The 26418-nt window shown below is 62.7% G+C and carries 23 protein-coding genes; 8 read left to right on the top strand and 15 right to left on the bottom strand.

Annotated elements, in window-relative coordinates:
* Positions 1 to 2: 2 nt before the first annotated feature.
* From WDB86_RS15895 to nrdF, 8 genes are all read left to right on the top strand, one after another.
* Complete coding sequence (locus WDB86_RS15895; RefSeq protein WP_330647147.1) at positions 3 to 272, top strand: sarcosine oxidase subunit delta; 270 nt, start codon at positions 3 to 5, stop codon at positions 270 to 272.
* Positions 269 to 3214: a sarcosine oxidase subunit alpha family protein gene (locus WDB86_RS15900; protein ID WP_341485720.1), complete on the top strand. Its 2946-nt coding sequence runs from the start codon at positions 269 to 271 to the stop codon at positions 3212 to 3214. Before WDB86_RS15895 ends, WDB86_RS15900 begins: the two co-directional genes overlap by 4 nt.
* Positions 3207 to 3749 (top strand): sarcosine oxidase subunit gamma, encoded by a 543-nt coding sequence (locus tag WDB86_RS15905; protein WP_341485721.1) that lies wholly within the window; start codon positions 3207 to 3209, stop codon positions 3747 to 3749. The genes WDB86_RS15900 and WDB86_RS15905 overlap by 8 nt, the downstream gene beginning before the upstream one ends.
* Positions 3750 to 3922: 173 nt before the next feature.
* Entirely contained in the window at positions 3923 to 4807 is an 885-nt protein-coding gene (gene purU / locus WDB86_RS15910) for a formyltetrahydrofolate deformylase (protein ID WP_341485722.1), read from the top strand.
* A 591-nt stretch (positions 4808 to 5398) separates the two neighbouring features.
* Positions 5399 to 5623, top strand: coding sequence for a glutaredoxin-like protein NrdH (gene nrdH / locus WDB86_RS15915; RefSeq protein WP_330647143.1), 225 nt, complete (start codon positions 5399 to 5401; stop codon positions 5621 to 5623).
* A gap of 9 nt (positions 5624 to 5632) precedes the next feature.
* Positions 5633 to 6055, top strand: coding sequence for a class Ib ribonucleoside-diphosphate reductase assembly flavoprotein NrdI (gene nrdI / locus WDB86_RS15920; RefSeq protein WP_339109590.1), 423 nt, complete (start codon positions 5633 to 5635; stop codon positions 6053 to 6055).
* Positions 6031 to 8166: a class 1b ribonucleoside-diphosphate reductase subunit alpha gene (gene nrdE, locus WDB86_RS15925; RefSeq protein ID WP_341485723.1), complete on the top strand. Its 2136-nt coding sequence runs from the start codon at positions 6031 to 6033 to the stop codon at positions 8164 to 8166. Before nrdI ends, nrdE begins: the two co-directional genes overlap by 25 nt.
* 20 nt (positions 8167 to 8186) lie before the next feature.
* On the top strand, positions 8187 to 9155 hold the full coding sequence (nrdF, locus tag WDB86_RS15930; RefSeq protein ID WP_330647140.1) for a class 1b ribonucleoside-diphosphate reductase subunit beta: 969 nt from the start codon (positions 8187 to 8189) through the stop codon (positions 9153 to 9155).
* Between the two features lie 72 nt (positions 9156 to 9227).
* Here the strand turns inward: nrdF and WDB86_RS15935 are convergent, their stop codons facing one another.
* From WDB86_RS15935 to WDB86_RS16005, 15 genes are all read right to left on the bottom strand, one after another.
* Complete coding sequence (locus tag WDB86_RS15935; RefSeq protein WP_330647139.1) at positions 9228 to 9923, bottom strand: autoinducer binding domain-containing protein; 696 nt, start codon at positions 9921 to 9923, stop codon at positions 9228 to 9230.
* 196 nt (positions 9924 to 10119) lie between these two features.
* Complete coding sequence (locus WDB86_RS15940) at positions 10120 to 10794, bottom strand: ATP-binding cassette domain-containing protein (RefSeq protein ID WP_330647138.1); 675 nt, start codon at positions 10792 to 10794, stop codon at positions 10120 to 10122.
* Positions 10791 to 11963, bottom strand: coding sequence for an ABC transporter permease DevC (devC, locus tag WDB86_RS15945; RefSeq protein WP_341485724.1), 1173 nt, complete (start codon positions 11961 to 11963; stop codon positions 10791 to 10793). Before devC ends, WDB86_RS15940 begins: the two co-directional genes overlap by 4 nt.
* On the bottom strand, positions 11963 to 12814 hold the full coding sequence (locus WDB86_RS15950) for an efflux RND transporter periplasmic adaptor subunit (RefSeq protein WP_341485725.1): 852 nt from the start codon (positions 12812 to 12814) through the stop codon (positions 11963 to 11965). Before WDB86_RS15950 ends, devC begins: the two co-directional genes overlap by 1 nt.
* Positions 12815 to 12912: 98 nt before the next feature.
* Entirely contained in the window at positions 12913 to 13653 is a 741-nt protein-coding gene (locus tag WDB86_RS15955) for a DUF1295 domain-containing protein (RefSeq protein ID WP_330647135.1), read from the bottom strand.
* Positions 13654 to 13674: 21 nt separating this feature from the next.
* Positions 13675 to 14823, bottom strand: coding sequence for an acyl-CoA dehydrogenase family protein (locus WDB86_RS15960; RefSeq protein ID WP_341485726.1), 1149 nt, complete (start codon positions 14821 to 14823; stop codon positions 13675 to 13677).
* Between the two features lie 9 nt (positions 14824 to 14832).
* Positions 14833 to 15939, bottom strand: a complete 1107-nt coding sequence (locus WDB86_RS15965) for a hypothetical protein (RefSeq protein WP_341485727.1) — start codon at positions 15937 to 15939, stop codon at positions 14833 to 14835.
* The gene (locus WDB86_RS15970) at positions 15936 to 16613 is read right to left on the bottom strand and encodes a 4'-phosphopantetheinyl transferase superfamily protein (protein WP_341485728.1); all 678 of its coding nucleotides are present in this window, start codon (positions 16611 to 16613) and stop codon (positions 15936 to 15938) included. The genes WDB86_RS15965 and WDB86_RS15970 overlap by 4 nt, the downstream gene beginning before the upstream one ends.
* Positions 16610 to 16930 carry a hypothetical protein gene (locus WDB86_RS15975; protein ID WP_330647131.1) on the bottom strand — a complete coding sequence of 107 codons (321 nt, stop codon included), beginning with the start codon at positions 16928 to 16930 and terminating at the stop codon, positions 16610 to 16612. The genes WDB86_RS15970 and WDB86_RS15975 overlap by 4 nt, the downstream gene beginning before the upstream one ends.
* Positions 16921 to 19302, bottom strand: a complete 2382-nt coding sequence (locus tag WDB86_RS15980) for a beta-ketoacyl synthase N-terminal-like domain-containing protein (protein ID WP_341485729.1) — start codon at positions 19300 to 19302, stop codon at positions 16921 to 16923. Before WDB86_RS15980 ends, WDB86_RS15975 begins: the two co-directional genes overlap by 10 nt.
* Entirely contained in the window at positions 19299 to 20921 is a 1623-nt protein-coding gene (locus tag WDB86_RS15985; RefSeq protein ID WP_341485730.1) for an AMP-binding protein, read from the bottom strand. The genes WDB86_RS15980 and WDB86_RS15985 overlap by 4 nt, the downstream gene beginning before the upstream one ends.
* Positions 20914 to 22551, bottom strand: a complete 1638-nt coding sequence (locus tag WDB86_RS15990) for an aminotransferase class I/II-fold pyridoxal phosphate-dependent enzyme (protein ID WP_341485731.1) — start codon at positions 22549 to 22551, stop codon at positions 20914 to 20916. Before WDB86_RS15990 ends, WDB86_RS15985 begins: the two co-directional genes overlap by 8 nt.
* Before the next feature lie 35 nt (positions 22552 to 22586).
* Positions 22587 to 22835: an acyl carrier protein gene (locus WDB86_RS15995; protein WP_330647127.1), complete on the bottom strand. Its 249-nt coding sequence runs from the start codon at positions 22833 to 22835 to the stop codon at positions 22587 to 22589.
* 21 nt (positions 22836 to 22856) lie between these two features.
* On the bottom strand, positions 22857 to 23873 hold the full coding sequence (locus tag WDB86_RS16000) for a methyltransferase (protein WP_339109601.1): 1017 nt from the start codon (positions 23871 to 23873) through the stop codon (positions 22857 to 22859).
* Positions 23874 to 23883: 10 nt separating this feature from the next.
* On the bottom strand, positions 23884 to 26418 hold the full coding sequence (locus tag WDB86_RS16005) for an aminotransferase class III-fold pyridoxal phosphate-dependent enzyme (protein WP_330647125.1): 2535 nt from the start codon (positions 26416 to 26418) through the stop codon (positions 23884 to 23886).

A 26418-nucleotide genomic window follows, 5' to 3' on the forward strand; every position in this document is an offset into this window, starting at 1 on the left:
TCATGCTGATACCCCATCCTCTTCTTGGCCTGCGGGATGCGCAGGAGTTTACCTATCTGGGCGATGCCAGCCTGATGAACCGCCCCGCGCCTGACGCGGGCGAGGCCGCCTTCGCCGATTACGTCTTCCTGCGCGACAATCCGGCGGGTGTGCACCGCGAGCTTTGGTATCACGAGCAGGGCGACCGCTCGTGGCTGATTGTCACCCGTAACACGCTGACCCACGAAATTCTGGGCGCCGAGCTTGCGATGAAACCGGAGGGCGCGAAATGAGCCGTTTGTCTGGCGGTCTGGTAGATCGCAATGCGCCTTTGAAATTCCGCTTTGATGGGGTCGATTACACGGGGTTTCAGGGCGACACTCTGGCCTCGGCGCTTTTGGCCAATGGCGTGCAGCTTATGGGGCGGTCGTTCAAATACCACCGCCCGCGAGGTGTGGTGGCCGCCGGCTCGGAAGAGCCCAACGCGCTGGTGACCCTGCGCACGGGGGCGCAGGCCGAACCCAATACCCGCGCCACCGTGGCCGAGCTGTATGACGGGCTTGAAGCCAAATCGCAGAATTATGCGGGCTCTCTGGAGCATGACTGGCTGGCGGTGAATGACCTGCTGTCGCCCTTCTTTGCGGCGGGCTTCTACTACAAGACCTTCATGTGGCCGCGCGCTTTCTGGGAAAAGCTCTATGAGCCGATGATCCGCAAGGCGGCGGGGCTTGGGGCGCTGTCGGGGCTGCCTGACCCTGATGCCTATGATCGCGGATATCTGCATTGCGACCTGCTGGTGATCGGCGGTGGCGCGGCGGGGCTGATGGCTGCGCTGACCGCTGGCCGTGCGGGGGCCAAGGTCATTCTGGCGGATGAGGATTTCGCTTTGGGCGGGCGTCTTCTGGCCGAAAGCCATGCGCTGGATGACGCGCCCGCGACCGACTGGCTGCGCGCGACCGAGGCAGAACTTCGCGCGATGCCCAATGTTCGTGTTATGACGCGGATGACGGTTTTCGGCACCTATGACCATGGCGTCTATGGCGCGGTCGAGAGGGTCTCGGATCACCTGTCCGACGCAGGCGGGAAGGTCCGCCAGACGCTCTGGCGGGTCACCGCGCGGCGGGCGGTTCTGGCGGCGGGTGCGACCGAGCGTCATATCCCCTTCGCCAATAATGACCGTCCGGGCATCATGCTGGCAGGTGCCATGCGTGCCTATGCCAACCGTTGGGCGGTGGCGCCTGTGCGTGCGCCCGAGGACCGGATCGCCATTTTCACCAATAGCGACGATGGCCACCGCACCGTTCTGGATCTGATCGCCAAGGGCGCGCAGATTGCGGGGGTGATCGACACGCGGCCCGAGGCGAAGTCGCTGGGCGATTACCGTGTCTATGCCGGATCGGTGGTTTCGGACAGCAAGGGTCGTCTGGGTGTGACCAAGGTGCAGATCACCAGCGGCGGCACTCGCCAGTGGATCGACTGTGGCGCTTTGGGTGTCGCGGGCGGGTGGAACCCCAATGTGCATCTGGCCTCGCATCATCGCGGGCGTCCAGTCTGGCGCGAGGATCTGCTGGCCTTTGTTCCGGGCGAGGGTGGACCCACGGGGCTGATCCCCGCAGGCGCCTGCAATGGCGAGGGCACGACCGCGCAAGCACTGGTCTCGGGCGCGCAGGCGGCTGTTGCGGCGCTGGCGGATCTGGGGATTGCGGCCATGGCACCCGATCTGCCCAAGGCCGAGGATACCCCCGTGACCCCCACGGCCTTCTGGCATGTGGCCGGCAAAGGGCGCGCTTGGGTCGATTTCCAGAACGACGTGACGGTGAAGGATATCGCGCTGGCGCATAAGGAAAACATGCGCCCGGTCGAGCATCTTAAACGCTGGACCACTTTGGGCATGGCCACCGATCAGGGCAAGACGGCCAATGTCTCGGCGCTGGCTGTTATGGCCGAGCTCACCGGCAAATCCATCCCCGAAACCGGCACCACCATCTTCCGCCCGCCCTATACCGGCGTGTCTTTGGGTGTGCTGGGCGGCGGCGATACGGGTAAGGACTTCCGCCCGACCCGCCTGACGCCGACCCATGACTGGGCGAAGGCGCGCGGAGCGGTCTTTGTCGAGGTCGGCCAATGGATGCGGGCGCAGTATTTCCCGCAAGGGAATGAGGAAGACTGGCGCGAAACCGTGGACCGCGAGGCCTTGGCCGTGCGCTCGGGCGTGGGGCTTTGCGATATGACCACGCTGGGCAAGGTCGATGTGCAGGGGGCAGATGCGGGGGAATTCCTCAACCGGATTTACGCCAATATGATGGGCAGCCTGAAGGTTGGCAAAGTCCGCTATGGGCTGATGCTGCGCGAGGATGGCCATATCTATGACGATGGCACCTGCGCGCGTCTGGCCGAGGACCATTATGTGGTCACCACCACCACCGCCAATGCGGGGCTATGCTATCGCCAGATGGAATTCGCGCGGCAATGCCTCTGGCCGGAGCTGGATGTGCAGCTTATCTCGACCACCGACGCTTGGGCGCAGATTGCCGTGGCGGGGCCGAATTCGCGCGAGCTTTTGTCGCGTGTGGCGGATGGGGTGGATCTGTCGAATGAGGCCTTCCCTTTCATGGGCTGTGCCGAGATCACCCTCTGCGGCGGCCTGCGGGCGCGGCTGTTCCGCATCTCTTTCTCGGGCGAATTGGCCTATGAGATCGCGGTGCCGGCACGTTACGGCAATGCGCTGATGGAACGGCTGATGGAGCAGGGTCAGGATCTGGGGGTCACCCCCTATGGCACGGAAACCTTGGCCGTGCTGCGGATCGAGAAAGGCCATGCTGCGGGCGCCGAGTTGAACGGGCAGACCACCGCGAAGATGCTGGGTCTGGGCAAGATGGTCTCGGCCAAGAAAGACTCCATCGGGGCGATCATGTCGCGCCGCGAGGGGCTGGCCGCTGACAAGCGCCGTCTGGTGGGGCTGCAACCGCTAAATGCCGAAGAGCGGATCTTTGCGGGCTCGCATCTGTTCACCCGTGGCGATCAGCGCACGATGCAGAGCGATCAGGGCTGGGTGACCTCGGCCTGCTATTCGCCCCATGTCAAAAGCCATATCGCGCTTGGTTTTGTCGAACAGGGCGACAAGCGGATCGGTGAGGTGATCGTCGCCTATAACCCGCTGGAAAATTCGGGCTGTGATTGCCGGATTGTGCCTGCCCATTTTGTTGACCCCGAAGGGGAGCGTCTCCGTGACTAATCTGATTGCACAGACCGCCTTTGGCGGCACCCGTCCGAAAACCGAAACCCTCGGGTCGATGACCCTGACCGAACGCCCCGATATCGCGCTGGCCTCTGTGGCCGCGCGCCACGGGCAAAGCCTGACCGAAGTGGCGGGGCTGCCACTGCCTGCGCCGGGGGCCTTGACCCAAGGCGCGGGGCTGACCGCCTTCTGGGCGGGGCAAGACCAATGGCTGATCGAGGGCGAGGCCCGCGCCGAGGAAGACTTTGCGGCATGGGTCAAAACCCAAGCGTCTGCGGCATCGGTCACGGAACAGACCGATGGCTGGGTGGCCTTCGACATCGCAGGCCCCGAGATGGACCGCCTGTTGGAACGTTTGGTCAACCTGCCCGATAGCGCCAAGGCCACAGGGCAGGCCACCCGCACCGGCCTGCATCATATGTCGGTCTTCCTGCTGCGGCTTGCGGACGACCACTGCCGGATCTGGGGCATGCGCTCTTATGCGGGAAGCCTCTGGCATGCCCTTCACGAGGTGGCTTCGCGGCTGTCTTGATGCGGGGCCTGATGCGGCGGGGCCCGAGATCAGGCCTTGCGGCTGGCGGCCTGCCTGCGGGCGGGGCGTCCGGGAATATCACGTGCAATCGGGGCGGTCTTTGACCGGTTCCTCTTCTCTTCATGCCTCCGATGGGGCTATACCTCTATGGCGAAAGACTTTCGGATACTCACATGACCAAATATTGCCTGACTGTAACCTGTCCTACCCAGCGCGGCATCGTCGCGGCCATCTCGGGTTTTCTGGCCGATAAAGGCTGCAACATCACCGATAGCGCCCAGTTCGACGATCTCGAGACGGGGAATTTCTTCATGCGGGTCAGCTTTACCTCGGAGACGGGGAATGATGGTGAAAGCCTGCGCAGCGAGTTTGCCGAGACTGCGAAAAGTTTCGGTATGAACTTCGCCTTCCACGATGAGGCCACCAAGATGAAAGTCGTCATCATGGTGTCGCGCTTCGGGCATTGCCTGAATGACCTTCTGTACCGTGCGCGCATCGGCGCGCTGCCGGTGGAGATCGTGGCGGTGATCTCGAACCATATGGATTACCAGAAGGTCGTGGTGAATCAGGATATCCCCTTCCACTGCATCAAGGTGACCAAGGAAAACAAACCCGAGGCCGAAGCCCGCATCATGCAGGTGGTCGAGGAGGCGGGTGCCGAGCTGATCGTGCTGGCACGCTATATGCAGATCCTCTCGGACGAGATGTGCCAGAAGATGTCGGGGCGGATCATCAATATCCACCATTCCTTCCTGCCGTCCTTCAAAGGCGCGAACCCCTATAAGCAGGCCTTTGCCCGCGGGGTGAAGCTGATCGGGGCGACCTCGCATTATGTGACCGCCGATCTGGACGAGGGCCCGATCATCGAGCAGGACACCGTGCGGGTGACCCATGCGCAATCGCCCGAGGATTACGTCTCGCTGGGGCGCGATGTGGAAAGTCAGGTTCTGGCGCGGGCGATCCATGCCCATGCCCATCGCCGCGTCTTCATCAACGGGTCGAAAACGGTGGTCTTTCCTGCGTCTCCGGGATCGTTCTCGTCGGAGCGTATGGGCTAAGGCGCGCGTCTTTCCGCAAGATATAGTGGCCGCATGCCGGTTCGGGTCGTCCTTCGGGGCGGCCCTTTTATGTTTTGCAGGGCGAGGCCGTCTCCGGTTTTCAGCCCGGGATTGAACCTCCCGTGAACGAATCCGGAGCGTCGATTCGGTGTGCGCTGTCGGAAAACCCCGTCTAGCCCCAGAATTATTTTTTTGCGCTTTGCTTTGGGCGGGGTTCTTTGTAACTCGAAAGTCCCGCGATTCAGATGCAGGGCCAAGGTGATATACCCCGTTCGGCCTGCAGAGGGCCGGATGAAAAAGGCACTGGACTTTGGGCGCAAAGTGGCTACTATATATAGCGCATCAGGTGGGGTGGGATACTATATCAGCCTCACGCAAAGGGCCGCTACAGTTCCGGCCCGTCCGAGATCTCCGCTGTGGCAGGCTGTCCTGTTGCAATGCCGGAGCGGACAGGTGGGCAGGCCGTCTCTGGCCTGTCAGCGGCCAGCCTGAATGCGATAATGTCCACGGGCGGTGCGTCCGGGGGGAGTTTGGCAGAAATGCGATCCACCTTCCCGAATGTCCGCCCCTTTGCTTCGGGGTCGAGAGCCTATGTCTATTACCGTCTACAGCAAGCCCGCTTGCGTTCAATGCACTGCGACCATCCGCGCGCTCAATGCCCGTGGGATCGAGCATGATGTCATCGATCTGACGCTGGATGCCGAAGCGATGGAAAAAGTGACCGGCCTTGGCTACCGTCAGGCACCTGTTGTTGTGGCGGGTGCCGACCACTGGGCAGGCTTCCGTCCGGACCGCATCGCAAGCCTTGGCGCCTGACCCGATCCGATGACCGGGCTGGCCTATTTTTCCTCGGCCACCGGAAACACGCATCGCTTCATCACCCGACTTGGACTGCCCGCTATCCGCATTGGTGGTACAGAAGATCGCTCGGCCAGTTTGGCCGAGCTGCCTTTTGTGCTAATATGCCCGTCTTATAGCGATGGCGAGGGTCGGGGGGCGGTTCCGAAACCCGTGATCCATGCTTTGAACAACCCCGAGATACGCAAGAATATCAGGGGGGTAATCGGCACCGGAAACACCAATTTCGGGATCTACTATGGCTATGCGGGCAAAGTGATTGCCGAAAAATGCAAGATTCCTCTGCTCTATAGATTCGAGCTGAGTGGCACCGACCTAGATATTGCCCGTGTCAGAGACGGGCTCGAGAAATTCTGGAGAGCACAATGCTTGACAAAGCAGACGCCGTAAAAGGGCTCGACCATCACGCGCTGAACGCGCTGTTGAACCTGTATGATGCGGATGGAAAGATCCGTTTCGAGGCCGACAAGCAGGCCGCGCGCGCCTATTTCCTCAACCATGTGAACCAGAACACCGTGTTCTTCCACTCGCTGGATGAGAAGCTCGATTACCTCGTGGACGAGGGCTATTACGACGCCTCGGTGCTCGATCTCTATGATCGCGACTTCTGTCGCCAGATCTGGGATGCGGCCTACAAGAAGAAGTTCCGCTTCCCGACCTTCCTTGGCGCGTTCAAATATTATACCGCCTATACGCTGAAGACCCGCGACGGTCAGCGCTACCTTGAACGCTATGAAGACCGCGTGGTGATGGTGGCTCTGGCGCTGGCGCGGGGTGACCGCAAGATGGCGCTGTCGCTCACCGAAGAGATGCTGGCAGGCCGTTTCCAACCGGCAACGCCCACCTTCCTCAATGCTGGCAAGAAAAGCCGCGGCGAGCTGGTGTCCTGCTTCCTGCTGCGTCTTGAAGACAATATGGAATCCATCGGTCGCTCGATCAACTCGGCGCTGCAGCTCTCGAAGCGTGGCGGCGGTGTGGCCTTGATGCTGACCAACCTGCGCGAAGCCGGTGCGCCGATCAAAGGCATCGAGAACCAGTCCTCGGGCGTTATTCCGGTGATGAAACTGCTGGAAGACAGCTTCTCCTATGCCAACCAGCTGGGTGCGCGTCAGGGGGCAGGGGCGGTCTATCTGAACGCCCACCACCCCGATATTCTCAAATTCCTCGACACAAAGCGCGAGAATGCCGACGAGAAGATCCGCATCAAGACGCTCTCGCTCGGCGTGGTGATCCCCGATATCACCTTCGAGCTGGCGAAACGCGATGCCGAGATGTATCTCTTCTCGCCGCATGACATCCAGAAAGTCTATGGCTGTGCCTTCTCGGAAATCTCGGTCACCGAGAAATACGAGGAGCTGGTCGCGGATGCCCGTATCCGCAAGACCAAGATGCGCGCGCGTCGCTTCTTCGAGATCATCGCCGAGATCCAGTTCGAAAGCGGCTACCCCTATCTGATGTTCGAAGACACGGTGAACCGCGCCAACCCGATCGACGGGCGCATCACCATGTCGAACCTCTGCTCGGAAATCCTGCAGGTAGCCGAGCCCTCGACCTTCAACGAAGACCTCAGCTACGCACATATGGGCACGGATATCTCGTGCAACTTGGGCTCGCTGAACATCGCCCGCGCTATGGATGGCGGTGACTTGGGCGCGACCGTCGAGGCCGCGATCCGCGCACTGACCGCCGTGTCGGAAATGTCGGCGATTGACGCTGTGCCCTCGATCCGTAAGGGCAATGACCAGAGCCACGCGATTGGTCTGGGCCAGATGAACCTGCACGGGTTCTTGGCGCGTGAGCGTATCCATTACGGCTCGGAAGAGGGGATCGATTTTACCTCCGCCTATTTTGCGGCTGTGGCCTATCATGCGCTCAGGGCCTCGAACCTGATCGCCCGCGAGAAGGGCGAAAGCTTTGTGGGCTTCGAGAAATCGGATTATGCCGACGGGTCATTCTTCGAGAAATATGTGACCCGCGACTGGCTGCCCGAGACCGAGACGGTGACGGCGCTTTTCGAGAAATTCGGCATCACCCTGCCCAGCCGCGCCGATTGGGCGCAGCTGCGGGATGATGTGATGGCGCATGGTCTTTATAACCGCAACCTGCAGGCCGTACCGCCGACCGGTTCGATCAGCTATATCAACAATGCGACCGCCTCGATCCACCCGATCACCGCGCGCATCGAGATCCGTAAGGAAGGCAAGATCGGCCGCGTCTACTATCCGGCACCCTATATGGATAATGACAACCTTGAATACTACAAGGATGCCTATGAGATCGGCCCCGAAAAGCTGATCGACACCTATGCGGCGGCCACCGAGCACGTGGACCAAGGTCTGTCGCTGACCCTGTTCTTCCCCGATAGCGCGACGACCCGCGACATCAACCGTGCGCAGATCCGCGCGTGGAAATCGGGGATCAAGACCATCTATTACATCCGGCTCCGTCAGGCCGTGCTGGAAGGCACGGAAGTGCAGGGCTGTGTCTCCTGCAGCTTGTAACTGTCGGGAAAGGAAGAGTTATGCTTGATCAAACGAAAAAAGCGCCGCTCAAGGGCGTGAACTGGAACCGGCTTCAGGACGATAAGGACCTTGAGGTCTGGAACCGCCTGACCTCGAATTTCTGGCTGCCCGAGAAGGTTCCGCTGTCGAATGACGTGCCCTCCTGGGCCAATCTGACAGCCGAAGAGCGCCAACTGACGATCCGCGTTTTCACTGGCCTGACGCTGCTCGACACGGTGCAGAATACCGTTGGTGCGCCGACGCTGATGGCAGATGCGGTGACGCCGCATGAAGAGGCGGTTCTGTCCAATATCGCCTTCATGGAAGCCGTACATGCGCGCAGCTATTCGTCGATCTTCTCGACGCTGTGCATGACCGCAGAGGTGGACGAGGCCTTCCGTTGGGCGGAAGAGAACCCGCATCTGCAACGCAAGGCGAATCTGATTCTGAATGAATATAAGGCCGAAGATCCGCTGCGCAAAAAAGTGGCCTCGGTCTTTCTGGAAAGCTTCCTGTTCTATTCGGGTTTCTATCTGCCGATGTGGTGGTCCAGCCGCGCCAAGCTGACCAATACCGCCGATATGATCCGCCTGATCATCCGCGACGAGGCGGTGCATGGCTATTACATCGGCTATAAGTTCCAGCGCGCTTTGGAGAAAGTCTCGGAAGAAGAGCGCGCCGCCGTCAAGGATTTTGCCTTTGCACTGATGTTCGATCTCTATGAGGTCGAGACGCAATATACGGCAGAGCTGTATGACGGTATCGGGCTGACCGAAGATGTGCGCCACTTCCTGCATTACAACGCCAACAAGGCGCTGATGAATCTGGGATATGAGCCGCTCTTCCCGCCGGAAGCCTGCGAGGTGAACCCCGCGATCATGGCCGCACTTTCGCCCGATAGCGAGAACCACGACTTCTTCTCGGGCTCGGGGTCGAGCTATGTGATCGGCAAGGCCGTGGCCACCGAAGACGAAGACTGGGATTTCTAAGACCCGTCATCCCGTATGTCCTGCGCCTCCGCTTTGGATGTCCGAAGCGGAGGCGTTGTGTTTCCGGTCGCCTCAGATCGACAGAATGCCGCTGCGCATGGCCTTGATGATCGCGAAAGTCCGGCTATTGGCCGCAAGCTTGCGCATCGCGCTTTTGAAATGGCAATCCACCGTGTTATTGCTGATATGCAGGATCGCGGAAATATCGCTGGAGGTTTTGCCGATGGCCGCCCAGCTCAGGCATTCGATCTCGCGTTTGGTCAGGTCGTAATCGTTTTTTCCGGCCAGCTTCAGCGATGCTGACACCCCGTTGAGAGACTGTAAGGCGCGCGCGGCCTCGTTCATCAACGTGTCGTTCAACGCACAGGGATTGGCTTTGGACAGCGAGGCCAGAAGCAGGCTCCCATCAAGATTGTGGATGCTCATGCAGATGCCGGAATACAGCCCGAAATCCTGCGCCTGCCGTTGGACATGGCCATGCGTGTCGCCATAGCCCGACGCATGTTTCAGATCCGACCATTTAACCGGATAGGACACAAGGCGCCCGAATTGCAGCACCGGATCATAGCTATAAAGCTGCTGGCTGGCATAATGGCGGGCCCATTCTTCGGGGTAATTCGTCACATGCATGGTGGGCAGGGATTTTGCCGCCGTGAAATCCTGTGCCCCGATGGCGCAAATCGCGTAATAGTCGAAATCGAGATGCGCCAGATTATGCTCGATTGTGTCCGTCAATTTCGTGGCTGCCGCGCCTGTGCTGTCTCGCATGTCTAAATCCTCGTCTATGACGTCAAATAGCTACCCAAACGCGGTTCTGAACATATCCGATAAAATAATTACGGCGCTTTTGAGCGGGGTCGATAATTGCTGACGCGACCGTAACACCAAAACCGGCGCACAGAAACTCTTCAAAGGTAGGATAACGTAAAGAGGATGACAGTTTGACGACGCGACCCGTCCGGCATCACGCCGCGCGGATGCGCCCGTCTTCCATTTCAAGCACGCGGTCTCCGGTATCGAGGATACGCGCGTCATGGGTCACCATCAGCACCGCAGAGCCGTTCTGGCTCGCCAGATCGCGCAGCAGCTCCACCACCATCTTGCCGGTCTTGCCATCCAGCGAGGCGGTCGGCTCGTCGGCCAGCACGATCTTGGGACGGGTGACCAGCGCCCGCGCAATGGCCACCCGCTGGCGTTCGCCGCCCGACATCTCGCGCGGATATTTGTCCAGCGCATGGGACAGGCCGACCTGTTCCAGCAGGTCGCGGGCCGCTTTGGCGGGCGCAGGGATTTCGGGATGCAGCCGTAACGCCATCAGAAGATTCTGGGTGGCCGTGAGCGCCCCGATCAGGTTATGCATCTGGAAAATAAAACCGATATGACGCCGGATTTGCAGTCGCTGCTGCGCCGATGTGCCATCCAGACGCTGGCCCAGAACGCTGATCTGGCCTTCCTGAGTGGCGCGAAGCCCGCCGATCAGGGTCAGGAATGTGGTCTTGCCCGAGCCGGAGGGGCCTTTGACGATCACGATTTCGCCGGGATCGAACCTGCCGCTCAGGTCGAACAGAACCTGCCGGCGCAATGCCTTGCTGCCATAGCTATGCGACAGGCCGGAAAATTCGATTACGGGATGTGTCATTGGAAAAGCTCCGCCGGATCGGCCTTGCGCAGGCGTCTCAGGGCCAGAATGCCCGAGAACAGGCACATGCCAGAGGTCATCAGGAACACCGCAAGCGACCAGCCCGGTGTCAGTCGCAGCGCATAGCCGGTGCTCTGGGCCGTGAAATAATAGATCAGCGCCGAAATCGCCACGCCCGGCACATAGCCCAGACAGGACAGGATCAACGACTGTTTCAGCACCAGCGCCGAAAAATAGCTGTCGCGATAGCCCATCGCCTTGAGGGTGGCATATTCGGGCAGGTGGTCCGTCACGTCGGTGTAAAGGATCTGGTAGACAATCACCGAGCCGACCAGAATGCCCATCAAGGCACCGGTGATGAAGATAAACCCGATAGCGGCGGTGGTATTCCAGTAATTCGCCTCAAGCGCCACAAAATCGGCGCGGGTCACGATCTTGATATCCTTGGCCTCCAGATCGGCCTGCAACCTGTCGCGCACCGTTGCCGGATCATATCCGGGGGCCAGTTTGATCAGCCCCAGACTGGGTTCCGCCGCGCTCAGATCGGGGCGGAGCGCAAAGAAGGTCGGGCTGCCCATAATGACGGTGCCATAGGCGATAAACGACGTGCCCATATCGAAAAGTCCGGTGATCCGCACCGGCTTGTCGGCCAGTTGTGTATCGACATGGCCGGTTTTCGCAAAGGCACCGGTGATGTCGCCGAAATAGGCGGGCAGGCTTTTACGGTCAAACAGCACCGCGCCGCTTACGGTAAACTGGTCCTGCGCCGCGACCAATTCCGGCAGGTTGATCGCGGGCTTGTCCGGCTCTACGCCGATGGCCATGATCGACCGCGAATAGCCGTTCTCGATATTCTTGAAATTCATCAGCGATACATAAAGCGGGGCCACCTCTTGCACCCCTTCGGTCGCCATCGCCTCGTGCAGACGCATGCGGGAGAACTGGTGCTCGGCGCCGAAATATTCGAAATCGGCAGGCAGCATGACAAGATCGGCCTCAAGGCTGCTATGCACCTTGGTGGCGCTGTCGATCATGGCGTTGTAGAAACCGATCTGCACAAGGATCAGCACCACAGCGAACGCCACGCCGCAAATGGCCGCCAGCAGCCGCCGCGGCTCGAAGCTCAGCAGCCGCCATGCCAGCGAAAATCTTTGGTTGCGTGCGGGCATTATCGGGCCGCCCCACGCGTCTCAATCAGCACGGTCCCCTGAAAACCGTTCAGCAGCAGGACATCTTTGGGGCGATCCAGCGCGATAACCACCTGCACTACCCGTTTTTCCAGATTTTCCAGCGCATCGGTGGCGTAGATCGTCGTTTCGGTCACTTTCGGCAGGACCCGAATCACCTTGCCACTGACGGGATGCGCCAGCGCGGGGCTTTCGAACCTGGCGGTCTGCCCGACTGCGACAAAGCGGGCCTTGGTCTCGAAAATCTCGGCCAGTGCCTCCATATGGGCGACATCGCCCATCTCGATCAGGTCCTCTCCGGCAATCACCCCTTCGCCCATACGCTTGTTCAGGTCGAGGATCATTCCGTCAGTGGGCGCGCGGATCACCGATTGTTCCAGCAGGATCTTGTCGTAATCAAGCTGCTTTTGCGCCGTAACCAGCTGGGCTTTGGCCAGTTCCAGCGTTTGCAGGGCGGTGTCGTAATCACTTTGCGAGATCGGCGAGACCGAGGATTTGCGCAGCCGCGATTTCCGTTCGATATCGATCTGGGCGAAATTGACCGAGACCTCTGCCTCGGTCACACCGGCCTCGGCCAAAGCCACGGTGGCCGAAAGTGGCCCGCCGGTATCCAGTTCCAGAAGCGGCTGACCGGCCGTGACCATCTCTCCCTCATGCACCAGCACCTTGCTGATGCGATAGGTGGTGTCCCCCGCAGGCCCCGTCAGATAGCGCACGCCATCTTGCGGGCGCAGCCGTGCAAAGCCCGACACGCGGGCGGGGCTTTGCACGCTTGGCGCGTCCTGCGCCAGCGCGGGCCAGGCCTGTGCCGTGCCCAGTGCCAGAACGGCCATGAAGATCCTCAAGCGAGGGCGGAAAGAGGGAAGACCCGACATGGACATTCTGCCTTTATTGTCGTGAGAGATATTAGCGCGATCAACCCGCGCGGTGGTCAGGATTTGAACGCGCCATAGGGCAGGAAGAGCGGGGTCGAGCGGCAGTAGCGCGCCCAGTTCTCGCCATGCCGTTCTTGCGAGAGTTTCTCGTTTTTCGGGATCGCATCGAAGAAATACTGCAAGAGGTTCACCACCGGCGCGACCAGCCCCCAAGGCCAGACAGAGACCAGTGCGAAAGACAGGTAAATCAGGAAATCCCCGAAATAGTTGGGATGGCGCGACAGGCCCCAGAACCCGCCATGCAGCAGCTTGCCGCGATTTTCGGGGTTCTGCTTGAAGGCCCATTTCTGGTAATCCGCCCCCAGATGGAACAGCGTGCCCAAAGCATAGCAGATCAGCGTCAGCGCATCATAAAGCCCGAACGGATCGGTGCGGTCCATCGCGGCAAAGAAGGGCAGCGGATAGAGCCAGCAGAACACCGGTACCAAGACCAGCGGCAGGACCAGAAACTGGCTGGGCTTGACCTGATCCTTCAGCTTGGCCGCCCCTGTCGCATTGAACCAGATCAGCAGCGTATACAGCATCCGCGCCACATAGACCGCCACCAGCGCCACGATCATCCAGCGCCGCCACGCAGCGCCCTCGCCCTGAACGGCCAGCACGATGGTGACGGGCAGGATGCTGAAAAAGCCGAAGACAAAGGGCCATTTGGTATCGCCCGTGCGCCATGCCGACAGCATGCCCAAAAGCGTGAACAGCACGGTGATCGCGATCATGATCCAATAGACAGGGGTCATTTCTATATCTTTCTTGAATGGTTAACGTAATTTCATCGCGCGGGCGACGATCTCGCGCTGCATCTCGGAACTGCCCGAGAAAATCCGCGCGGGCATGGCGTCATTGAGAAACCGGTTCACGGGATGGGTAGCCGTCATCGCCTCGCCGCCGAAAATCTGCATTGCATCCTGTCCGATCTGCACCGCCGATTCCGCGATCCAGATCTTGCTCAGGGCGACGGTCTGCTCGCAGGGCTTGCCCTGATCATAGAGCCATGCCGCCTTATACAGCAAAAGCCGTGCGGTCTCGATTTTCAGGCGCATATCGACCAGCCGGTTCGAGATGGCCTGATTGGCCCCGATATGGCGCCCGAATTGCACGCGGGTGCGCGCATGCTCCAGACAGAGCGCCAGAATGCGCTCCATCGCGCCCAGATAGATGGAAAACAGGCAGCATCTTTCCCAGACCATGCTCTCGTGGAACAGGCTGGCTCCGGCACCTTCCGGCCCGATCCGGAAGCTTTCCGGCAGCGCGCAATCTTGGAAATGCACGCTGCCCCACGGGCTGGAGCGCAGGCCTGACTTGCTTTCCTCGGCGCTGATCGTCACGCCGGGATGATCGGTGGGCAGCACGAAACAGCTGATCCCGAAAAAGGAAGAGGTCGCATCGGTCCGGGCATAGGCCACCAGCATATCCGCGACAGGGGCGTTGGTGATAAACCGCTTCGTGCCGTTGAGGATATACTGCCCCCCCTGTTTCTCTGCCCGCGTTTTCATGGCGAAGACATCCGAGCCGGACCCCTCTTCCGAAATCGCGTTGGCGGCGATTTTGCGGCCCTGTGCCATTGCGGGCAGCCAGTCGGCTTTCTGGCTGTCTGTGCCGCCCCGCCAGACCGGAATGACACAGGCGAAGAGATGCGCACAGAGCGAAAACAGCAAGCCCAGATCGGGGATATGACGGGCGATTGTCTCGTAGCTCTGGATGGTTTCAAGCGCCCCTGCCGCGGTGCCGCCATAGGTCTCGGGCAGCGGCAGCCCCGCCAGCCCCATCGCGCAGAGCCTGTCCCATTGCGGGCGCGAGAAGCCGGACGAAGACTGCGGGTCCTTGGCGCAGGTTGCGGCGAAATCTTGGGCAAAGCGCGCCAGATGGCTGTTGCGCTCCTGCTGTTCGGGGGAAAGGGAAAAATCCATGACAGACCTTCAGTCAGACAGTAAGGGGGAATGGTCGGCACAGGGAGCGGCACAGGGGTCGCGCTGCGCGGAGGTCGCATGCAGGATCACACTGGTTTCCACGCGCGGGGTGACGATCTCCGCCGGTTTTTGTGCCCCGAGACGGGCGATGAAACAGGGCCACTCCGTGAGCCGGAGCGATAGGCGCAATGCGTCACGCGGGCGCGCGTGTTGGAGAAGCACGCTCAGCGGATGGATCTGCAACCCCAGCTGCGCCGCCGCCAGCCACAGCTCGGCCAGCCGGTTGCCGGTTTCCAGCAGATCGCCAAAGGACAGGTTTGGTGTCCGTGCCTGCAAGATCAGGATGGCAGGGGTGGTGCGCACCAGATCGGCCAGTTCGCGTGCCAGTGTCCGCGCCAGCCCGAATGGGCGCAGGCATTGCATCGTGACCGGATGCAGAAGCAGTTGCAGCAGCTTGCGCCTGAGCGTCGGTAGCGGCCCGAGCAGCGCCTCGATCGGGAAGCCGCGCGTTTTTGCGACCTGTGGCGCGGGCTGGAAATGGATATGGCGGTAGGTCTCTGACCATGCGGCGAAATTCGAGAAATCCAGCGCCCCGTAATGGGCCACAAGAGCCGCCACCTTCTGACGGGTCTGCGGGTCTTGGGTGATCCTTAGGTCGGCCGGCTGGCCGGTGCCCAGCAGTGGCCAGTGGCGTGCCGCCAGACGCGCGCAATCGGCGCGGCTGATGGGGGTTGCGGCGAAGGGGCCACGGGTGGTGCGCCGGTTGCGGACCTGTTCGGCAAAGGCATCCAGCCCCGTGCGCGTTTCCACAGCCGGCAGGGTGATCGTGATCCGCAGCGCCCTGTCCCCTTCGACATGGCAGCGCCATTGCGCGCCGCCCAAGTCCAGCACATGGCAGAAAATGCCTGCAAACAGCCCGAGGCTCAGGGCCATCTCCGCCGCAAGCGTGTCCAGCGCCGCCAGACGGGCCGTCTCATCCAGCGTCAGAAGCGCCTGATAGCTGCGCTCCTGCGGCAGGGCCTGCAGGCTGACCTGCCACGGCTGGCAATTATGAGATGACGGTGCCCATCGTGCGATCGAGGCGGCTTGGGTGATCAGCGGTGGGATCTGCGTCATGCGCGGGCCTCTGTGCGGATATGTGCCGAGGCCACCGCAACCGCCGTGCCGCGCCAGATCCCGCCAAACGCGGTCAGGCAGGGCAGGCGGGCATCCTTGACGGCGATGCGGCAGCCGTGGCCCCAGCCTGTCCAGAAGATGTCGGAAATCTCGGCAAGACTGCGGGCAAGGCGGGTTTTCAGCACGGCTTCCTTGACCGCCCAGAGCACTGGCAGACGCGGGTCGTCCGGCGGGAGCGGGCCCAGCAGATCGCGCTCGGTCGTGCTCAGGAAATAGGGCAGGATCTCGGGCCGGAACGTGGTCCGCGTCTCGATATCGACCCCCAGAGGATGGCGCGCGCAGGCAGCCAGCGCGTATGCGCCGCTATGGGCCAGAGACACCTGCCAGCCCTGCGGCCCCGCCACCGGCCCGCTGCGCCCCTCGCGCGGCAGCAGCGAGAGCGTCCGCAAGGGGCCCAAGCGGGGCATCTGTCGCCGCAATGCGATCTTGGCGGCCAGCCGACCGGCCAGCCACTCGCGCTGCTTCTTGTGCTGTCCGAAACTGTGCCACAGATCGTGCTCGGGTGGGGATAGCACCTTTGCGGCCAAGCTGCGCAGCCTGTCGTTTGGCCCGTCCTGTAGCGTCAGGGCGGTGGGGCAATGGGGGCCAAGACGCAGATGGGTGACGGTGATCATAGGCAGGCCGCGCGCCGGTAGCCTTGGCCAAGCTGCGCGCCGGAAAGCTCTTCGACAACCTCGGCCATGCCGGAAAATGCCGCGACGAGGCTGGCAAAGGCCGCGCTGGCCATATCGGCCTCGAAGGCGGCTTGCGAGGTGACGGTGATGACCTCGAAATAGTCGAAGCCCTGTCCGGCATCGGCACGCTGGACGCTGAAGGCCTCGACGCTGGGCAGCTGCGGGCAGGTCGCGTAATCGGTGCCGAGCACCCATGCTTCGAAGGCCGCGGCCTGTTCGGGGGCGAGCAGGCGGATTTTGTGGATAATCAAATGCATATATGATCCGTTTCGTCCAATGCAGCGGGGGCTGCTTCGATAATCATGTGAAAATTCGTGCCACCCGTGCCAAGCGCATTGACGGCGGCGCGGCGATGGGGGGCGGCCATGCGGTCCGCAGGGGAAGAGGTGTCCGCCGTCGGACGGATCTGCCAGCCGCCAGCCTCCAGCCCCAGTTCTGTGCTCAGCGCGCCGCGCAGCAGGGTGGGCGGGGTCTGTCCTGTCTGTACAGCCTCCAGCGCACGGAACAGCCCCGCCATACCGGCGGCTGCAAAGCTGTGCCCGATCAGCGATTTGACCGAACCCAGACCGGCCGGTCCGTGGCGCTGCGCGGCATAGACCGCATTCAGCGCCTCGATCTCGATCCCGTCGCCGCGTCGGGTGCCGGTGCCATGCGCCTCGACATAGCTGACCGTCTCGGGGGCAATGGCCGCATCTTCCAGCGCACGCTGCATCGCCCGCATCTGGCCGCTGGCATCGGGGGCGGTAAAGGACAGCGCATCCGACGACCCGCCAATGCCCAGAATGACCCCTTCGATCGTGCTGGCCTCGCTGGTCTCGGTGGCGCAATCCGCCAGCCGCCGCAGCACCACCGCGCCCGCCCCGTCCCCGGGCGAGAAACCATCCGCAGTCTGGCAGAAGGGCGCGATGCGGCCCGCCGAGAGCATTCTTTGCGCCGAGCAGAGCGTGAAGTCGCGCTGGTTGATCGGGGTTTCCGCCGCAATCACCAGCACCGCATCGGCCTGCCCCGCGCGCAACTGGGCGCGGGCCAGATCCAGCGCCGCCAGTGATGAGGCACAGGCACTTTCGACCGTCAGGCCGCTGGCCGCCAGCCCGAATTCCACACTGAGCTGCCTGACCAGATGGCTCGGGAGCATCTCGCAAAGCGGGGTCTGCGGCAGCGGGGCGGGCGTCGGGGTGGGCGGCGGGGCGATATCGCTGCCCAGAATAGCCTCGAGCGCGCTTTGGTGCACCGCGTTCGAGACCTGACGTTCGAGATTGGTGCAAAGCTGCGTTGCCAGAATGATTGACCAGCGCCCCCAGTCCGGCGTGGCCCCCGCCTGAGACAGCGCCTCCTTCGCGACCCTGTAGGCCAAGGCGCGTGTGGCATCGGGAGCCGCCGTGACAGGGCTTTCGGCCCCCTGATCGGAATAGCTGGTCAGGGGGGCCTGTTTCTGGGGATCGAAGGCACAGCTGCGGGGCAGGGCTTCCGCGCTGACAGGGCCGATGCCATTTTCGCCGTCGCGAAACGCCTGACCGACCTGCGCGCGCGTGGTGAAGGGGCCATAGCAGGCCCCGCTGCCCAGAATGGCCAAGGGGGCGGCGCGCGGGGGCGGGGATGCGTTGGTTTGTGCGCCGTTCTCAGTGCCGTGCTGGGCGTCGCGCGACAGGCGCAACTGCCAGCGCTGTCCGTAAAGCGAACGGCCCGCAAGCACGGCCTGTCCGGTTTGTGGCAGGGTTTCCAGCGCGTCCCGCAACTGGCGTGCGACCTCGTGGCCCAGCCCGTAACGCCCTGTCGGAGCGGGGGGCTGAACGGGGTCGACTGCACCAAGATCGGCGGTCTCGATCACGCCCAGAATGGGGTCGCCGTCCTTTTGCGCCAGATCGAGCCTGCGCAGGACCAGAAGGCTTGCGCCTTCCTCCAGCACCAGATCCGGCCCGAAGCGATGTTGTAGCGCCGCCGCTATATGCGCCCCTTCGATACGCTGGCCGGTGCCGATGATCACCCTGTCGCTGCTTCCGTCACTCAGGTTGAGCGAGGCCATCTGCAAGGCGTTGACCAGACCGGCCTCGGCATTTTCCAGCGCCAGAATCCGGCCCCGTGCCTTGGTTTCGATGCCGATGCGGGCGGCGATGATACTGGCCATCTCGCCGACCTTGTCATGGGTGGTCGAGCCGAAGGCCTCTTGCAAACGCTTGCGGCCCTGCGCCAGAGGCTCGGGCGGGGACTGGGCCAATGCGCGCACGCCCGCCACCTTGAGCGCATTGCGCAATGTGGCATCGAACCCGCCGCAGATGGTGACAAGGATATCGGTGCGGTCCGCATGGTCCGAAAGCGGCTGCGCCGAAACCGCCTCGCGCGCGAGCCAGAGCAGATTGAGCGTCAGCATAGAGACGGCCCGTTCGTAGATCGGCGGGATCCGGAAACTTGCCGCCGGGCAGGGAGGCGGGGGCAGAAGCGCCACCCGTAGGCCGGACAGTTCCGCCGCGATCCGCGGGTCGCAGGCCGCCAGCCGGTTCGGCGGATAGGGTTGCTCCGGCCCCGCTACCGCGTGTCTGGCCGCGACAATCGCCAGTTTGCAGGCCAGACGGGTCTGTGGATATGGCGTTGCGGGGCTGGCGCCTGCAAGGGTGCGGGAGGGCTGGGTCATACGGGTTCGACCCTGTGGCTGTGGCGCGGGCCCGGCAGGAAGGCATCTTCCGCGATACGCTGGAGGTGGCGCATATCGGTTTTGCCATTGGGGGTGCGCGGCAGATCCGACATGATCTTCATATGGCGGGGCAGCATGAAGCGGGGCAGGAGGTCGCGAAGATGCTCCAAGATCTCCATTTGCGCGGGCGGATGCGCGGCATGGACCGGAGTGACAAAGGCCACCAGTGCCGCCCCGCGCGGGCCGAGGATCTGCACCACGGCCGCTTGGGCGACCGCCGGATGGCGGGCCAGCGCGGCCTCTATCTCGCCCAGCTCGACACGGTTGCCGTTGATCTTGACGATCCGGTCGATGCGCCCGTGATAGACCAGACCTTCGGGCTGTTCGGACACGATGTCCCCCGTCGCATGGCGCCCTGCTGCATGATCGCGCTGGATCGCGGGGTCGGGATGGTTGAGATAGCCGGGCGTGACCATCGTCCCTTCGATGACCAGTTCGCCCTTTTCGCCCGGCGCTACGGCATGGCCGGTCTCGGGGTCGCGGATGAACGCGCGCTGGCCGGGAAGGGGGCGGCCAATCGGGGCGGGATGGTCGGCTGCCAGATCGGCAGGGGTTATGCGATGGAACGTGCAGGCATTGGTCTCTGTCGGGCCATAGAGATTGTAAAGCGGCATATCCGCCCCGACCTGCGCGGCCATCGCGCGCAGATCGCCAATCGGGAAGACCTCGCCTGCGAAGGCGATCTGGCGCAGCGCCGGGGCATGGGCAGGGGCCAGCCGCTTGGCACGGGTCAGCATGGTCAGGATCGAGGGCACGGCATAAACTGTTGTCACCCTATACCGCTTCAGCCCCTCGGAAATGGCGATGATATTGGATTGCTCTGTTGTGGGGATCGGCCAGACAGAGGCCCCCACCCGCGCCGCCGCGAACAGATCGAAGGTCGAGAGATCGAAGTGGAAGCTGGCATGGTTGCCGATCACATCGGCGGGGCCGAGGCTGAATTCCTTGACCGCCCAGCCGATAAAGGCATCGAGATTGCGATAGGACATCTGCACGCCCTTCGGCACACCTGTCGAGCCCGAGGTGAACAGGATCGCGGCAATCCAGTCGGGTTGCGGCTGTGCGGGGTGGTGCGGCACCGGAGCCAGCCGGTCGAGCCGCAGGCTGGGCACCGGAAGCGCGGGCAGTTCCGCCGTGTCGGCACAATCGCTGAAGATGACCAGTTGCAGGCTGTCGGGCAGCGGACCGGGCAGATGGGCCAGAAGATCGGGCGAGACCACCAGCACCTCGGGGTGCGCCTCGGCCAGAATTCTTGCCGCCCGCTCGCCCGGTTGCGAGGGGTCAAGCGGGATATAGGCAAGCCCCGCTTCGAGCGCCCCCCAGATCGCGGTGATCGCCTGCGGGCCCTTCTGGGTCCAGATCGCGAGGCGATGCCCTTCCGAGAGGCCCGCGATCTGCAGGTGACCGGCCAGACGCGCGACCTGTGTGTAAAGCGCGCCATAGGACAGCGGCGTCTCGCCCTTCAGGCACGGGGCCTCGGGCGTGCGGGCTGCATGAACGCGCAGCCCCTGTGTGACCGGTGTGAACGGCGCGGCCTGCTGGCGGGAGATGTCAGTCATCGACCCCGATCCCCACTTCCTTGGCGCTTTCGATCAGGATCTGGGCGGCCAGATCGAGATCTTCCAGCGTATGTTCCGAGGTGACCGAAATACGCAGCCGTGCATCGCCCACCGCCACGCCGGGGAAGACCACGGTCTGGCAGAACATCCCGCGGGACCGGACCGCACGCCCCAGTTCCAGTGTCTTGCGGTCATCACCGATGACGACGGGCAGGATCGCGCTCTGGGTCTCGCCCAGATCGAAGCCCGCCCGCAGCAGGCGGCTCTTGAGATGGTCGATATTGCGCCAGAGCGTGGCCAGCCGTTGCGGTTCGGTCATCATCAGCTCGATCGACATGATCAACCCTGCCGCGACATGGGCGGGGATGGTGGCGGCGAACACATAGGAATTGGCGTAGAAGCGCAGATATTCCACCACCTCGGCCCGCGCCGCGACAAAGCCGCCAACGCCTGCGAGCGTTTTCGAGAAGGTGCCCAGTTCCAGATCGACCTGCCCCTTCATCCCGAAATGCTCGCTGGTGCCCGACCCCGTCTTGCCCAGCACACCGGTGGAATGGGCATCATCCACCAGCACCTTGGCGTCGTATTTGCGCGCCAGTTCCACCAGACGCGGCAGATCGACGATATCGCCATGCATGGAGAACACGCCATCGGTCACGATCAGGCGCCCGCCCTCGGCATCGGCACTGCGTTCCAGCGTGCGTTCCAGCGAGGCGATGCTGTGCTGGTAGATCTTGCGCGAGGCCCCCGACAGCTTGCAGCCATCTTGGATGCTCATATGGTTGATCGCATCGGTAAAGACCATGTCACGCTGCGAACAGAGCGCCGAGATCGTGCCCAGATTGGCGGAATAGCCGGAGGGGAACACGATGGAATCCTCGGTGCCCTTCAGCAGCGACAGTTTCGTTTCCAGCTCTTTATGCAGGATATTCGACCCGCCAATCAGGCGGCAGCCGGTATTGGTCGCCCCATAGCGGGTTGCGGCATCGCGGATGGCCTCGAGCACCCGCGGGTCATTGGCCAGCCCGAGATAGTTGTTCGAAGCGAACATCAGGAATTCGCGGGGACGGCCCGCCACCTCGTCAAAAATCACCGCGCGATTCTGGCAGGGGGTCTCCAGCGGCATTCCGTACCAGTAATAGCCCTGCGCCCGCTGGGCCTGATAGAAGGCGCTGAATTCCCTGGCCTTATGGAACAGGTCACGGCTGGGCAGGTCGGCAAAATCGCGCATGGTGCGGGTGTCTTGCGGCGCAACGGGGCGCACGTCCTCGGTGGGGGCCTCCTGCGCGGCATTGAGCAGGGTGTCGACCAGATCCGCCGCCCCGCTCGGGGCCGGTTGCGCCGCCAATTCGGGCAGGGGCGCAGCGCCAAGCCGCTCCAGCAGCTGGCGGGTGAGATCACGGATCGAACGGATCCCGTCCAGACTGCCCCCTGCACAGTTGCACCGGCCCATCAGATCGGAATGGATCTCCAGCAGGACGATGCTGTCAATGCCCAGATCGGCCTCGAATTCGGCCTCGGGCGAAAGCTGTTCGGGGCTGTAGCCGGTATGGTGCTGCACGACCGTAAGGGTCAGCGCGAGCGCGGTTTCGTCACGCGAAAGGTCCAGGGTGGTCTGGTCGTCGCTCATCTCATCTCTCCTGTTGGGGGCGTCCGCAGGACGTGTCAGGCCACGCCCGGTGTCATCAACTCGGTGGTCATGCGGGCAATCGCGCGGATATCGGCAAAGTTTTCCGGCACGATTTTCGTCAGCGGCACCTGAATGTCGAACTGCGCCTGAAGCAGCTCGATCAGGTCGAAGAAGGCGCTGGAATCGAGAATGTTCAGCTCCAGCAGCGGCGTGTCGGGCGTCAGCGCCTGATCTTGGCCAAGGCCGTAATTCTCTTCGATAATCTCAAGGATCTGTTGTTCCATAATCGGGTCCAGTCTTCAGGGTCAGGGTTTTTCGCCGATCAGCAGGACACGCGGTCCCGCCAGCGATGCGGCACGCACGTTCACAAAGCCCGCCGCGCGGAAACGTTCGAGATATTGCCCCGTCGTGCTTTCGATGCCGCCATCGCAGGAGACGAGCATATTGATCGACAACAGCGCGACAAAGGCGGGGCCGGACAGGTCATCATCAAGCGGTGTCTCGCTGGCGATGAAGGTGGCTTTGGGGGGCAGGGCTGCAAAGAGGTTGGACAGGATCGTGGCTTGGGTCTCGGCGCTGTAATCATGCAGCATCCAGCCCATATGCACGAGATCGGCCGAAATCTCGGGCAGGTTCCCCGTGATCACATCCCCTTCATACACCGCGATGCGCCCGTCCATGCCCGCCTGCGCCAGTTCCTTGCGCATATGGGTCGCGGCCTCGGGCAGATCGCAGACCGCGGCGTCAAGCTGCGGATTGGCCGCCAGCACCGCGCGCGGCAATGCGGCACGCCCCGAGCCGATATCGAGGAAGCTGCGATAGGGGGTGAAGTCGAAGTCACGGGTGAAGCTTTCCACGAAAGGATCGGCCAGCACGCTGAGGAAGGCGTGGAAATCCGCGACATCGGCAGGGTCCGAATACAGCATCTCGAACCATTTGCGCGGGTCGTTGAAGACCTTCTCGCGCTGGTTGCGGTTCTCGCGGATGCCAGCGGCGGCCTGTCCCCAGAGCGGGTAGAGGAATTTGGCCGCATGGCGGGCCAGCCCGCCCATATAGGCTGCGCCGTCCCGCAGCAGATAGGGGCGCAGATCGGCGGGCAGCGCGAAGCCCGCTTGGGTGCGGCTCAGAAAGCCCATCGTTGCCAGCGCGATCAGCAGTTGCTGGCCCGAACTTTCGGGCAGGGCGCAGGTGGCGCAGATCTCGCGGGCCTCGGCCCCGTCGCGGGCGGCCTCGAAAATGCCAAGCTCGTAGCCGCTGATCAGCGCCTGTGCGTTGAAAAATGACAACAGGGTGCCGCTGACATGGGCAAGGGGAGTGTCCATGAATTGGTCCTCAGTTCAGGAAGGTCGACATGTCGGCGCAGACGGCACGGAAGGCCTCGACGAAACGGTCGGCCTGATCCTGCGTCAGCGTCAGAGGGGGTTGCAGACGGATGACGGTGTTGGAATTCGCGGTGACGAAGGTGAGGATGTTGTGATCCTGTGCCAGCTTGGTGACGAAGCGCATGCAGAACATTTCCGACAGCGACCCTTCGAAGCGGCGCATCGCGTCCAGCAGGTTCTCGCGGACCTGATCGGGCAGGAAGCGCCATGTCATGTGCCAGTCGCCGGGCAGGCGGGTGGCAAATTCATGCGCCCCTGCCGAGACCGCCCCCGAGAAGTCGGCGGCAAAGGCCACCGCCAGCATCAGACCCTTGCCGCGGATCTCGCCGATAAAGGGGAATTCGGCGGTGGCTTCGGCCAGCTTGTGGCGCAGCGCCTCACCGACCCGATGGGCATTGTCCATCACCGTCCCGTCGGCCATCGCCTCCAGCGTGGCAAGCCCCGCAACTGCGGCCATATTGCCACCGCCAAAGGTGGAGCTATGCGCCACGAAGCGGTCACTGCTGCCATAGGCACGGTCCCATGTCTCCGCACGGCACAGCGTCGCGCCAATCGGCATCAGACCGCCCGAGAGCGATTTCGACAGGCACAGGATATCGGCATGGATGCCCTCCCACTGGCTGGCCAGAAAACGCCCCGTGCGCCCCATACCGGTCTGCACCTCGTCAAGGATCAGCAGCACGCCATAGCGGTCACACAGCTGGCGGACGCCGCGCAGATAGCCCTCGGGCGGCACATGCACCCCGCCTTCGCCCAGGATCGGCTCGACGATGAACGCCGCGATATCGCCTTGCGACAGAACCGCCTCCAGCGCGTCCAGATCGCCAAAGGGCACAGAGACCGTGCCCGGCAGCAGCGGGCGGAACGGGCGCTGGTGTTTGTCGCGTCCGGTCACCGAAAGCGCGCCGAGGGTCTTGCCATGATAGCTGTTCTCGACATGGGCGATGATGTGGTGCGCGGAGGCGGCGCGCGCCAGTTTCAGCGCGGCCTCGATGGCCTCGGTGCCCGAATTCGAGAAGAACACCCGCTCCATCCGCCCGCCTACGGTCTGGCACAGCCGCTCGGCCAGCAGCGCCGTCTGTTTTGGGAACGAGACATATTGCACGAAATTGGGCTGCGATCCGGCCAGAAACGCCTGTAGCGAGGTCACCACGGCGGGCGGGTTATGCCCCAGATTGAGGCAGCCATAGCCCGCCACGAAATCCAGATAGTCCTGCCCCTCGGTATCGGTCAGCACCACGCCCTGCGCCGTCTCGAAGACGCGGTCGCAATGCAGGGTCTGCAGGAAATCGGCCAGATAGGGGTTGATATGGCGGCGGAAACGCTGCGCGGTATCATAATGGGTCTGGCTGTGGCGTTCGGGGAGGATCGGTTGCGCGGTCAGCCCGCTTTCCTTTGGGCGGTCGGTGCAGTGATAGCGGCGGAAGCTGGCAACGAAAGAGGGCTCGACGCGCTGGCCATAGGAGGCCAGCGGATCGGGGGCAAAGCCATGCCGCTGGGCGATCTCGCCAATCGCCAGCACCTTCTCGCTGTCCAGACTGCGCCCGATGGAATAGATCTCGGCGCGGCCTTCCAGAGCCAGCACCAGCGTTTCGGCCAGACAGGCATTGAGTTGCTGCTTGATGGTCAGGTTCAGGCTTTCGCCGCCGATCCGCACCTGATCGGAAGCGGTCACACAGCCGCCATCAATGATCAGGATATCCTCGCGCTGGGTGGCCACGCTTTCCTCGACATCGCGCGGCAGCGCCACATCGATCACGATCGAACCGGCGGCAAGGCGATGTGCGTCGATCACCCCGCCCGCCGATGTGGCGGCCACGAAAAAGCGGGTCTCTCCATAGAAGGCCGAGATATCGCCGCTCAGGCGCAGCTTGTGGTGCCAGCGTTCGGGCAGATGTGCGAGCAGATCCTCGGGTTTGGCCCCTTGGCGGTGGACCAGATCCAGTTCGACGCCTTCCTCCAGCAGCAACCGCGCAATCACCAGTGCGATAGAGCCGGGATAGCCCACGATGCAGACACGGTGATCGCTGGGGCGTAGCTGCATCCAGCGCATGACCTGTTGCAGCGCCCGATAGGCGGCATAAGCGGTCAGGGAATTGCCGCTGGTGACAGGAACGGGGCTGGCATTGGCGACCTCGATCCCGCGACGCCCGACGATAGAGGTGAACCCGCCCAGCCCGACCAGATCGGCCCCGTCAGCGGCCAGCGATTTTGTGCCTTGGATGACGCGGCGCAGGCTGCCTTGAGCGTCATGGATCATTTCCTGTGCGGTCAGCGGCAGATAGCGCACCTGACCCGAGGTCTCGGCCCCTGTCGCGCTGACGATGCGGTCGAAATTCATGAAGGGCACAAGGTTGTTATGCGACCAGAGATCGCGCGAATAGCCGCTGTGGAAATCCTGGCTGCTGCGCTGCACCAGATCGAGCATTTTCACATAGCGTTTCAAAGGGACAGAGGTCGGATGGGCGATGAAACCGAAGCGCAT

Origin of the sequence: Thioclava sp. GXIMD4215 (assembly GCF_045291555.1) — a bacterium.
GTDB classification, from domain to species: domain Bacteria; phylum Pseudomonadota; class Alphaproteobacteria; order Rhodobacterales; family Rhodobacteraceae; genus Thioclava; species Thioclava litoralis.